This window comes from Pseudonocardia tropica (assembly GCF_040105315.1).
GTDB classification, from domain to species: Bacteria; Actinomycetota; Actinomycetes; order Mycobacteriales; family Pseudonocardiaceae; genus Pseudonocardia; species Pseudonocardia alni.
Window position 1 is genome coordinate 364209 of record NZ_JBEDNP010000005.1, and the last position, 11945, is coordinate 376153.

The 11945-nt window shown below is 74.0% G+C and carries 11 protein-coding genes; 10 read left to right on the plus strand and 1 reads right to left on the minus strand.

The genetic code is table 11. The features are described from left to right. Window positions 1–6: 6 nt before the first annotated feature. Entirely contained in the window at window positions 7–843 is an 837-nt protein-coding gene (locus WHI96_RS11535; RefSeq protein ID WP_345647577.1) for a hypothetical protein, read from the minus strand. Between the two features lie 167 nt (window positions 844–1010). On the opposite strand from WHI96_RS11535, the gene argC reads away from it, so the two are divergent. Genes argC through tyrS form a run of 10 tightly spaced genes read left to right on the plus strand, consistent with a single transcriptional unit; the run spans window position 1011 to window position 11477 of the window. Beyond that, a complete protein-coding gene (gene argC, locus WHI96_RS11540; protein WP_345647604.1) occupies window positions 1011–2045 on the plus strand; it encodes an N-acetyl-gamma-glutamyl-phosphate reductase in 1035 nt (344 codons plus the stop codon). After that, a complete protein-coding gene (argJ, locus tag WHI96_RS11545) occupies window positions 2042–3214 on the plus strand; it encodes a bifunctional glutamate N-acetyltransferase/amino-acid acetyltransferase ArgJ (RefSeq protein ID WP_345647580.1) in 1173 nt (390 codons plus the stop codon). Before argC ends, argJ begins: the two co-directional genes overlap by 4 nt. 34 nt (window positions 3215–3248) lie before the next feature. Next, the gene (argB, locus tag WHI96_RS11550; protein WP_345647606.1) at window positions 3249–4169 is read left to right on the plus strand and encodes an acetylglutamate kinase; all 921 of its coding nucleotides are present in this window, start codon (window positions 3249–3251) and stop codon (window positions 4167–4169) included. Further along, entirely contained in the window at window positions 4166–5359 is a 1194-nt protein-coding gene (locus WHI96_RS11555) for an acetylornithine transaminase (RefSeq protein ID WP_345647583.1), read from the plus strand. Before argB ends, WHI96_RS11555 begins: the two co-directional genes overlap by 4 nt. Then, complete coding sequence (gene argF, locus WHI96_RS11560) at window positions 5359–6282, plus strand: ornithine carbamoyltransferase (protein WP_345647586.1); 924 nt, start codon at window positions 5359–5361, stop codon at window positions 6280–6282. The genes WHI96_RS11555 and argF overlap by 1 nt, the downstream gene beginning before the upstream one ends. Continuing rightward, window positions 6275–6832 (plus strand): arginine repressor, encoded by a 558-nt coding sequence (locus WHI96_RS11565; RefSeq protein ID WP_345647589.1) that lies wholly within the window; start codon window positions 6275–6277, stop codon window positions 6830–6832. The genes argF and WHI96_RS11565 overlap by 8 nt, the downstream gene beginning before the upstream one ends. Next, window positions 6829–8268: an argininosuccinate lyase gene (gene argH, locus WHI96_RS11570; protein ID WP_345647592.1), complete on the plus strand. Its 1440-nt coding sequence runs from the start codon at window positions 6829–6831 to the stop codon at window positions 8266–8268. The genes WHI96_RS11565 and argH overlap by 4 nt, the downstream gene beginning before the upstream one ends. Continuing rightward, complete coding sequence (locus WHI96_RS11575) at window positions 8265–9488, plus strand: aspartate aminotransferase type Ic (protein WP_345647595.1); 1224 nt, start codon at window positions 8265–8267, stop codon at window positions 9486–9488. The genes argH and WHI96_RS11575 overlap by 4 nt, the downstream gene beginning before the upstream one ends. A 59-nt stretch (window positions 9489–9547) precedes the next feature. Then, a complete protein-coding gene (locus WHI96_RS11580; protein WP_345647609.1) occupies window positions 9548–10156 on the plus strand; it encodes a DNA-3-methyladenine glycosylase in 609 nt (202 codons plus the stop codon). A gap of 46 nt (window positions 10157–10202) precedes the next feature. After that, window positions 10203–11477 (plus strand): tyrosine--tRNA ligase, encoded by a 1275-nt coding sequence (gene tyrS / locus WHI96_RS11585; RefSeq protein ID WP_345647598.1) that lies wholly within the window; start codon window positions 10203–10205, stop codon window positions 11475–11477. Window positions 11478–11945 lie beyond the last annotated feature (468 nt).

Genomic DNA, 11945 nt, shown 5'->3' on the forward strand with positions numbered 1-11945 from the left:
GCCTGCTCAGCGCGGGGCCGCCGCGACGGCGGCCACCGCGGCGGCCCGCCACCGGTCGCGGGACGGGGTCCGTCCCGCGACCGCCACCGTCACGAGGTACCGAGCGGTGGCCAGCTGCAGGGTCGGCCCGGCGACGGTGTCGAGCACGGTCGCCGAGGTCCCCGCCGGGAGCCCGGTCACCGTACTGCCGTGCCGTGCGCCGGCGACGTAGCCGGCGGGCGTGCCCCGGTTCGTCGTGTACACGTTCACCGACACCGTCACGCCGTCGGCGAGCGCGAAGCAGGCCCGGGTGCGGGTGCCGTCGGTGCGGGTGACCACGGCGTTCGTCGCCGGCGCGACCGGCGGGCCGCCCAGCAGCCCGGTCAGCGCGGCGCGGTCGAGCAGGCACTCGTCGGCCACGACGTCCGAGGTCAGCGGGGCCGGGGCGGCCGGTGCGGCGGGCCGGGCCGTCGCGCGCGCCGCACCCGGGGCGGGCCGGGCCCGGCCGTCCGGGACGCGGGACGCACCGTCCCCGACCGGCACCGGCGGCACCGTGCGCGCGACGCCGGCCCCGCCGTCGGGGGGATCGTGCGGGACCGGCGTCCCGGGCGAGGGCGGCACTGGCACGGGCGGGACCGTCGTCGTCGGACGGCCGTCGCTGGTCGGGGCGGCGAGCGGCCCGTTCGACAGCGGCCCCGGCACCGTGAACGACGTCGGCGGCCGCCGCGTGGGCTCCACCGGCGCCGCCCCGGACGACGACAGCGCCGGCCCCTGTCCCGTGGGCCACGGCGTCCCGGACACGGTCGACGCGCACCCGCCGAGCAGGCCCGCGAGCACCGCCGCGACCGCCGCCGTGGCTGCCACCGACCGTCCCCGTGCGGGCGCGCCCGCGCCCGGTCCCACCCCGCGTGTCACCCGTCGCCGCACCCGCGGGAAACTAGGCGTCGCACACGGCGGCCGGGCCCGGTTCCGCACCGCCCGGTCGCGATCGCGAATCCCGATTGCATGGCTTTCCGTGACCGTGCATACTCATCCACGTGGTACGCATCGCAGTGGCGGGAGCCAGTGGCTACGCCGGGGGAGAGCTCCTCCGGCTGCTGCTCGCGCATCCCGAGGTGGAGATCGGCGCCCTCACGGCCGGCGGGAACGCGGGGACGCGTCTGGGCGAGCACCAGCCGCACCTGACCCCGCTCGCGGACCGCGTCCTGGGCGAGAGCACGGCGGACAACCTCGCCGGACACGACGCGGTGTTCCTCGCCCTGCCGCACGGGAAGTCCGCCGAGCTCGCGGCGCAGCTGGGGCCGGACACGCTCGTCGTGGACTGCGGGGCGGACCACCGCCTCACCGATCCGGCCGCCTGGGACCGCTGGTACGGCGGCGAGCACGCCGGGCACTGGCCCTACGGGCTGCCCGAGCTGCCCGGCGCCCGGGCCGCGCTGACCGGCACCCGTCGCGTCGCGGTGCCGGGCTGCTACCCGACCGGCACCAGCCTGGCGCTGGTCCCGGCCCTGGTCGCCGGCCTGGTCGCCCCCGAGGTCGTGATCACCGCGGTCACCGGCACCTCCGGCGCGGGCAAGTCGCTCAAGCCGCACCTGCTGGGCGCGGAGGTCATGGGGTCGCTGTCGGCGTACGGGGTCGGCGGCGTGCACCGGCACACCCCGGAGATCTCGCAGAACCTGTCCACCGCGCTCGGCTCGCCCGTGTCGGTGAGCTTCACCCCGGTGCTCGCGCCGCTGCCGCGCGGCATCCTCGCCTCCTGCTCCGCCCCGCTGGCCGACCCGGCGACCGACGCCGAGGCGGTCCGGGCGGTCTACGAGAAGGCCTACGCCGACGAGCCGTTCGTGCGGCTGCTGCCCGAGGGCCGGTGGCCCACCACGGCGCAGACCCTCGGCTCCAACATGGTCGCGCTGCAGGTCACCGTCGACGTCGACGCCGCCCGGCTGGTCGTCGTCTCCGCGATCGACAACCTCACCAAGGGCACCGCGGGCGGCGCCGTCCAGTGCATGAATCTGGCCCTCGGTCTGCCCGAGACCACCGGCCTGCCGACGACGGGAGTGGCGCCGTGAGCGTGACCGCAGCCCAGGGCTTCCGGGCCGCCGGGATCGCCGCCGGGATCAAGAAGTCCGGGAAGGCCGACCTGGCGCTCGTCGTCAACGACGGCCCGCGCACCGAGGCCGCGGGGGTCTTCACCCGCAACAAGGTCAAGGCCGCACCCGTCCTGTGGTCCCAGCAGGTGCTGACCACCGGCTCGCTGCGCGCGGTCGTCCTCAACTCCGGCGGGGCGAACGCCTGCACCGGCGCCGAGGGGTTCCAGGTCGCGCACGCCACCGCGGAGCAGGTCGCCGAGGTGGTCGGCTGCGGCGCGATCGACGTCGCCGTGTGCTCGACCGGCCTGATCGGTGAGCAGCTCCCGCGGGAGACCGTGCTCGCCGGGGTCCGGTCGGCCGCCGCGGAGCTGGCGTCCGGGCCCGAGGCCGGGTCCGCCGCCGCCGCCGCGATCATGACGACCGACACCGTCCCGAAGGAGTCCGCGGTCACCGACCCGGCGGGCTGGACCGTCGGGGGCACCACCAAGGGCGCCGGGATGATCGCCCCGTCGATGGCGACCATGCTCAGTGTGCTCACCACCGACGCCGTCCTCGACCGGGCGACGCTCGACGCCGCGCTGCGCGAGGCGGTCCGCTACAGCTTCGACCGGCTCGACGTCGACGGCTCGATGTCCACCAACGACACCGTGCTGGTGCTGGCCTCCGGCGCGTCCGGCGTCGAGGCCGACCCGGCGGTGTTCACCGCCGCGCTCACCCGCGTGTGCCGCGACCTCGCCGAGCAGATGCAGGCCGACGCCGAGGGTGTCACCAAGCGGATCACCGTGCGGGTCACCGGCGCCGCCTCCGAGGACGACGCGGTCACCGTCGCCCGCACGATCGCCCGCGACTCCCTGGTCAAGACCGCGATGTTCGGGTCCGACCCCAACTGGGGCCGGGTCGCCGCCTCCGCCGGGTACGCCGACGCCGAGATCGACCCCGAGCGCCTCGACGTCACGATCAACGGCGTGCTGCTGTGCAAGGGCGCCGTCGTCGCCGGGGACCGGGCCGACTGCGACCTGTCCGGGAAGGACGTGCTGATCGAGGTCGAGCTGGGCCTGTCCGGCGGGGCCGAGGGGTACACCGCCGAGATCCGGACCACCGACCTGTCGCACGCCTACGTGGAGGAGAACAGTGCCTACTCCTCCTGAGCCGGTCGCCCCGGACGCGCTGCCGCAGCCGCAGATCGCGCCGTCCCCGGAGACCCCGGCCCGGCTGAAGCGGGCGGGGGAGAAGGCCGGCGTGCTCGCCGAGGCGCTGCCCTGGCTGCAGCGCTTCCACGGCCGGATCGTCGTCGTCAAGTACGGCGGCAACGCCATGATCGACGAGGAGCTGAAGCAGGCCTTCGCCCGGGACATGGTGTTCCTGCGGCTCGCGGGCATCCACCCGGTCGTCGTGCACGGCGGCGGGCCGCAGATCTCGGCGATGCTGAAGCGGCTCGGGATGCCGGGCGAGTTCCGCGGCGGCCTGCGCGTCACCACGCCGGAGACGATGGAGATCGTCCGGATGGTGCTGTTCGGCCAGGTCGGGCGCGAGCTCGTCGGGCTGATCAACGCCCACGGGCCGCTCGCCGTCGGCCTGTCCGGGGAGGACGCGGGCCTGTTCACGGCCGAGAAGCGCACCGCGCTGGTCGGCGGTGAGCCCGTCGACATCGGCCTGGTCGGTGACGTCACGAAGGTCAACCCGGAGGCGGTGCTGGACATCATCGCCGCGGGTCGCATCCCGGTCGTCGCCGGAATCGCGCCGGACGCCGACGGCCAGGTCCACAACATCAACGCCGACAGCGCCGCCGCGGCGCTCGCCGGCGCGCTGGACGCCGCGAAGCTCGTGGTGCTCACCGACGTCGAGGGTCTCTACGCGAACTACCCCGACCCGGAGTCGATCATCACCTCGCTGACCGCGGACCAGCTCGAGCCGATGCTGCCCCGCCTGGAGAGCGGCATGGCCCCGAAGATGGAGGCCTGCCTGCGCGCCGTGCGGTCGGGCGTCGGTCAGGCCCACGTGATCGACGGGCGGGTGCCGCACTCGGTCCTGCTCGAGGTGTTCACGCACGAGGGTGTCGGCACCATGGTGCTGCCGGACGCCACAGCTGGGGGAACGACATGACCACACACGCGCAGCGGTGGCAGGCCGCACTGATGGACAACTACGGCACCCCGCCGCTCACCCTGGTCCGCGGGGAGGGCGCCCGGGTGTGGGACGCGCAGGGGCGCCGCTTCCTCGACCTGTACTCGGGCATCGCGGTCAACGCGCTCGGCCACGCGCACCCGGCCGTCGTCGAGGCGGTGTCGGGGCAGGTCCGCACCCTGGGCCACACCTCGAACTTCTTCATCACCGAGCCCGCGCTGCAGCTCGCCGAGCGGCTGCAGGCCCTGCTCGGCCGTGACGACGCCCGCACCCTGCTCTGCAACTCCGGCACCGAGGCCAACGAGGCCGCCTTCAAGATCGCCCGCCGGACCGGCCGGCCGGAGATCATCGCCTGCGAGGGCGCGTTCCACGGCCGCACGATGGGCGCGCTCGCGCTGACCGGGCAGCCCGCCAAGCGGGCCCCGTTCGAGCCGATGCCCGCCGGGGTCACCCACATCCCGTTCGGTGACGTCGCCGCACTCGACGCCGCCGTCACCGAGCGGACCGCCGCGGTGTTCCTGGAGCCGATCCTCGGCGAGGCAGGCGTGATCGTGCCGCCCGAGGGGTACCTGGCGCAGGCCCGGCGGATCACCGCCGAGCGCGGCGCACTGCTCGTCCTCGACGAGGTGCAGACCGGGATCGGCCGCACCGGCTACTGGTTCGCCCACCAGGCACACGGCATCGTCCCCGACGTCGTCACCCTGGCCAAGGGCCTCGGCGGCGGTCTCCCGATCGGGGCCTGCATCGGGTTCGGCGACGCCGCCGCCCTGCTCGAGCCCGGTCAGCACGGCACCACCTTCGGCGGTAACCCGGTGTCGTGCGCCGCGGCGCTCGCCGTCCTCGACACGGTCGCGGCCGAGGGGCTGCTCGGCCACGTCGACCGGCTGGGCAAGGAGATCCGCAGCCGGATCGAGGGTCTCGGCCACCCCCTGGTCGGCGACGTCTCCGGCGCCGGCCTGCACATCGGCGTCGGCCTGACCGCGCCGGTCGCCGCGCAGGCCGCCGCGGCCGCCCGCGACGCCGGGATCCTGGTCAACAACGCCACCCCGGAGCGGCTCCGGCTGGCCCCGGCCCTGACCCTGACCGACGACGAGGCCGAGGAGTTCCTGACCGCCTTCCCGGCGGTCCTCGACGCCGCCGTGGCCCGGCACGAGGGGCAGCGGAGCTGATGGTCCGCCACCTGCTCCGCGACGACGACCTGACCCCGGCCGAGCAGGCCGAGGTCCTCGACCTCGCCGACCGGCTCAAGGCCGACCCGTTCGCCGAGCGCCCGCTGGCCGGGCCGCGCGCGGTGGGGGTCGTGTTCGACAAGTCCTCCACCCGCACCCGGGTGTCCTTCGAGGCCGGGATCACCCAGCTCGGTGGTACCGCGATCATCCTCGACGGCACCACCAGCCAGCTCGGGCGCGGGGAGACCATCTCCGACACCTCCCGGGTGCTGTCGCGCTACGTCGACGCGGTCGTGTGGCGCACCAGCGGCCAGGAGCGGATCGAGGAGATGGCCGCAGCTGCGACCGTTCCGGTGGTCAACGCGCTGACCGACATGTTCCACCCGTGCCAGGTCCTGGCGGACCTGCAGACCGTGCGGGAGCGGTTCGGCCGCCTCGCCGGGCTCACGCTGACCTACCTCGGCGACGGCGCGAACAACATCGCCCACTCGCTGCTGCTCGGCGGGGCCACCGCCGGGCTGCACGTGCGGATCGCCGCGCCCGCCGGGTTCACCCCCGACGACGACGTGCTGCGCGACGCGAAGGCCCGCGCCGAGCAGACCGGGGGCTCGGTCGCGCTCGTCGCGGACCCGCTCGCCGCCGTCGAGGGCGCCCAGGTCGTCGTCACCGACACCTGGACGTCGATGGGCCAGGAGGAGGACGGGCTGGACCGGGTCGCCCCGTTCCGCCCGCACCAGGTCAACACCACCCTGCTGGAGCGCGCCGCGCCGGGGGCGATCGTGCTGCACTGCCTGCCGGCCCACCGCGGTGACGAGATCACCGACGAGGTCCTCGACGGCCCGGCCAGCGCGGTCTGGGACGAGGCCGAGAACCGGCTGCACGCGCAGAAGGCGCTGCTCACCTGGCTCCTGCGGCATGGGTGAGACCGACCGCGACCGCAGGAACCCGGTCAACCGGGCCCGACGGCAGGCGGCCGTCATCGACGTGATCTGGAACCACGAGCTGAGCAGCCAGGTCGAGATCATCGGGCTGCTGCACCAGCGGCACGGCATCGAGACCACCCAGGCCACCCTGTCCCGGGACCTGGACGAGCTGGGGGCGGTCAAGCTCCGCGGCGTCGACGGCGGGCAGCCCGTGTACCGCATCCCGGAGGACGGCAGCCCGGTGCGCGGCGTCGAGGGCGGCACCGGCCGGGTGGCGCGGTTGCTGGGGGAGCTGCTCGTGTCCGCGGACGCGAGTGGGAACCTGGCCGTCCTGCGGACACCGCCGGGCGCGGCGCACTACCTGGCGAGCGCCCTGGACCGGGCCGCTCTGCACGACGTCGTCGGCACCATCGCCGGCGACGACACGGTCATCGTCGTCGCCCGCGAACCCCTCACCGGGGCGCAGCTCGCGGAGCGGCTGCAGGACCTGTCCCGGGGCGTCCACGCCGTCGCCGGGACGCATGACCAGCGAGAAGGAGACCTGACATGACGGACCCCCACCGGGGCGCGGTCGCGGGCGGCGGAGCGCTGTGGGGTGGCCGGTTCGCGTCCGGTCCGGCCGACGCGCTCGCGGCCCTGTCGAAGTCCACCCACTTCGACTGGGCGCTGGCCCCCTACGACATCCGCGGCTCGAAGGCGCACGCCCGGGTCCTGCACCACGCCGGTCTGCTGACCGACGAGGAGCTGTCCGGCATGCACAAGGCGCTCGACGAGCTCGCGGCCGACGTCGCCTCCGGTGCCTTCGGGCCCGACCCGGGCGACGAGGACGTGCACACCGCACTGGAGCGCGGCCTCATCGAGCGGGCCGGCGCCGACCTGGGCGGCAAGCTGCGGGCCGGTCGCTCGCGCAACGACCAGGTCGCCACCCAGTTCCGGATGTGGCTGCGCGACGCCACGCGACGGGTCGGGTCCGGCGTGCTCGACGTCGTCGACGCCCTCGTCGCCCAGGCGCAGGCCCACCCCGGCGCACCCATGCCCGGCCGCACCCACCTGCAGCACGCCCAGCCGGTGCTGCTCGGCCACCAGCTGGCCGCGCACGCCCAGGCCCTGCTGCGCGACGTCGACCGGCTCGCCGACTGGGACCGGCGCAGCGCCTGGTCGCCCTACGGCTCCGGTGCGCTCGCCGGGTCCTCGCTCGGGCTCGACCCGGAGGCCGTCGCCGCCGAGCTCGGCTTCACCGGGTCCTCGGCCAACTCGATCGACGGGACCGCCTCGCGGGACTTCGCCGCCGAGGCCGCGTTCGTCCTCGCGATGATCGGGGTCGACCTGTCGCGGCTGTCGGAGGAGATCATCCTCTGGGCGACGGCCGAGTTCGGCTACGTCACCCTCGACGACGCGTTCTCCACCGGCAGCTCGATCATGCCGCAGAAGAAGAACCCCGACGTCGCCGAGCTGGCCCGCGGCAAGTCCGGTCGGCTCGTCGGCAACCTCGCCGGGCTCATGACCACCCTCAAGGGGCTCCCGCTGGCCTACAACCGGGACCTGCAGGAGGACAAGGAGCCGCTGTTCGACTCGGTCGCGCAGCTGGAGCTCCTGCTCCCCGCGGTCGCCGGGATGGTGGCCACCCTGACCTTCCACACCGAGCGGCTCGCCGAGCTCGCCCCGGCCGGGTTCACCCTCGCCACCGACGTCGCGGAGTGGCTCGTCCGGCAGGGCGTCCCGTTCCGCGTCGCACACGAGGCCGCGGGCGGCTGCGTCCGCGCCGCCGAGGCCCGCGGCGTCGGGCTCGAGGACCTGACCGACGCCGAGCTGGCCGCCGTGCACCCGGCACTGGACCCGAGTGTCCGCGACGTACTGACCGTGGAAGGCTCCATCGCGTCGCGGAACGCGCGCGGTGGGACGGCCGGCGACCGGGTCGCCGAGCAGCTCACCGACCTGCGTACCGCGGTCGCAGCAGCGCGAGAGTTCACCGGAGGAACCGCATGACCGACCCTGCCGCAGCCTACGAGGAGCTCAAGGCCGCCGGCCTGAAGCTCGACCTGACGCGGGGCAAGCCGTCCGCGCAGCAGCTGGACCTGTCCCACGAGCTGCTCGGCCTGCCGGGCGCGGGACGGTTCCGCGCGGCCGACGGCACCGACACCCGCAACTACGGCGGCGGCCAGGGGCTGCCCGAGCTGCGGGAGATCTTCGCACCGTCGCTGCAGGTCCCGGTCGGGCAGCTGGTGGCCTCGAACAACTCCAGCCTGGAGCTGATGCACGACACGCTCGTGCACGCCCTGCTGACCGCGCTGCCCGGCGCCCCGACCCGCTGGGTCGACGCCGGCCGGGTCGCGTTCATCGCCCCGGTCCCCGGCTACGACCGCCACTACGGCGTGTGCGAGCGGCTCGGGATCGACCTCGTCACCGTCCCGATGACCGCGGACGGCCCCGACATGGACGAGGTCGAGCGGCTCGTCGCCGAGGACCCGTCGATCAAGGGCATCTGGTGCGTGCCGAAGTACTCGAACCCCGACGGGGCCGTCTACTCCGACGAGGTCGTGCGCCGGCTGGCGACCATGCCGACCGCCGCCCCGGACTTCCGGATCATGTGGGACAACGCCTACGCGGTGCACCACCTGACCACCGAGGAGGTCGAGATCGCCGACGTCCTCACCCTGGCCGCCGAGGCGGGCAACGCGGACCGCCCGTTCGTCTTCGGGTCCACCTCGAAGATCACCCTCGCCGGTGCGGGCGTCGCGTTCTTCGGTGCCTCGCAGGCGAACGTCGACTGGTGGCTGAAGCTGGCGTCGAAGAAGACGATCGGCCCGGACAAGGTCAACCACCTGCGGCACGCCCTGTTCCTCAAGGACGCCGCCGGCCTGCGGGCGCACATGGCCGCGCACCGCGAGCTGATCGCGCCGAAGTTCGCCGCGGTCGACCGGCTGCTGACCGAGGCGTTCTCCGACGTCGAGGGCGTGTCCTGGACCAAGCCCCGGGGTGGCTACTTCGTGAGCCTGACCGTCCCGGACGGCCTCGCCTCGGAGGTCGTGCGGCTGGCGAAGGAGGCGGGCGTCGTCCTGACCCCGGCCGGTGCGACGCACCCCTACGGCAAGGACCCGCAGGACGCGACCATCCGTCTCGCCCCGACCCTGCCCCCGCTCGACGAGGTCGAGAAGGCCATGGCCGGTGTCGTGACCTGCGTGCAGCTGGCGCTCGCGCGCCGTTGACCGTGGACGACCACACGGCGGGGCCCGGCCGGGACGACCGGCCGGGCCCCGCCGGTCTGCTGGACCGGTCCGCCCTGGCCGTCGACGTCCTGCCCGCCGCACGACGCCTGCTCGGCTGCGTCCTCGAGGCCGACACCCCCGACGGCACGGTCGCGGTGCGCCTGGTCGAGGTGGAGGCCTACCGGGGCCGCGACGACCCCGCGTCGCACTGCTACCGCGGCCGGACCCCGCGCAACGCGGTGATGTTCGGCCCGCCCGGGCACCTGTACGTCTACTTCGTCTACGGCATGCACTTCTGCGCGAACGTCTCGTGCCTGTCCGACGGCGAGCCGGGGGCGGTGCTGCTGCGCGCCGGCGAGCTGCTCACCGACCCGGGGGTGGCCCGGGAACGCCGGCCCACCGCCCGTCGCGACGCGGACCTGGCCCGCGGACCCGCGCGCCTCGCCGCGCTCCTCGGGCTGCGCCGTGCGGACGACGGGACCGACGTCACCGACCCGGCCTCCCGGGTACGGCTGCGCGCCGGTACCCCGGTCGCCCCGGAGCTCGTCCGGACCGGACCCCGGGTGGGCGTCGCCGCGGCGGCCGAGCTGCCGTGGCGCCACTGGGTCGACGGCTCACCGGCGGTCAGCCCGTACCGGGCCGGGACGCGCCGTCGTCGCAGCGCCTGAGGCACCCGCGTGCACGGGCCGCGGCGGCCCGACCAAGATGGGCACCGTGGGTACCGACATCCTCGACGACCTGGAGTGGCGCGGCCTGATCGCGCAGAGCACCGACCGCGACGCGCTCGCGAAGGAGCTCGCCGCCGACGACCCGGTGTCGATCTATGCGGGCTTCGACCCGACCGCGTCGAGCCTGCACGCCGGGCACCTGATCCCGATGCTGACCCTGCGCCGCTTCCAGGAGGCCGGGCACCGTCCGGTCATCCTCGCCGGCGGGGCGACCGGGATGATCGGGGACCCGCGCGACGTGGGGGAGCGGACGCTCAACGACGCCTCCACCGTCGCCGACTGGACGGGGCTCATCCGGGGCCAGCTGGAGCGGTTCGTGTCCTTCGACGACGGGCCGACCGGCGCCGTCGCCGTCAACAACCTGGACTGGACCGGGCAGCAGACGGTCCTGGAGTTCCTGCGCGACCTCGGCAAGCACTTCCCGGTCAGCACGATGATCTCGCGGGACACGGTGAAGCGCCGCCTCGCCGGCGACGGGATGTCCTACACCGAGTTCAGCTACCTGCTGCTCCAGGCCCAGGACTACCTGCACCTGTACCGCGAGCTCGGGGTGCGGCTCCAGATCGGCGGGTCCGACCAGTGGGGCAACATCGTCGGCGGTGTCGACCTCGTCCGCCGGGTGACCGGTGACCACGTCCACGCGCTGACCCTGCAGCTGGTCACCGACTCCGAGGGCCGCAAGTTCGGCAAGTCCACCGGGGGCGGCAACGTCTGGCTCGACCCGGACCGCACCTCGCCGTACGCCTGGTACCAGTACTTCGTGAACGTCGCCGACGCCGACGCGATCACCTACCTCAAGCTCTTCACCTTCCTCGACCGCGCCGAGATCGAGGCACTGGAGACCGAGCTCGCCGAGAAGCCGCACCTACGTGGCGCGCAACGACGGCTCGCCGCCGAGCTGACAACACTGGTGCACGGCGAGGAGCAGACGAGGCAGGTGACGACGGCGAGCCAGGCCCTGTTCGGCCGTGCGGAGCTCACCGACCTGGACGCGGCCACCCTCGGCGCCGCGCTCGCCGAGGTGCCGACGGCCGACGCCGGCCCGGCCGACACGATCGTCGACCTGCTCGTCGCCACCGGTCTGACCGACAGCAAGGGGGCCGCGCGCCGTGCGGTGAAGGAGGGCGGCGCGTACGTCAACAACGTCAAGGTCGTCGACGAGGAGTGGGTCCCGGGTGCCGGGGACCTCCTCGACGGCGGCTGGCTGGTGGTGCGGCGGGGGAAGCGCAACCTCGCCGGTGTGCGGGTCGGATCGGCGTGATCGGCCGCTGACCTGCAGTAACGCCGAAGAGGTACCCCCCTGTGAACCGCCTCCGGGCCGTCCTGTAACTTTCTCGTCGTCGCCAGGACGGGACGGACGAGAGCGAAACCGGCCGAGAGGTCAGGGACGCGGATCCGGCCCGGAGGCGAAGGCCCACGATCTCCACCTCGGTGGGGATCCGGTCGCCCGGAGCAAGGCTTGACGCTGCTCTCCGGTACACGTAACATAAGAGAGTTGCCTCCTTGCGGGGCTGACTCTGATCGCCCCGGGGCGACGGCCATCAGGCCCGGTCCCCGAGTGCGGGTGTCTTTTGAGAACTCAACAGTGTGTCGAGCTATATCTATTCGGTTTGGCGTTTTGTGCCAAATTGTTTGTTTGGTTGCAGCATTCGATCCCGTCGGGTGTTGTGGCCAGTTGTTTGTTGCAAGTCAGGGTTTTGTTGGAGAGTTTGATCCTGGCTCAGGACGA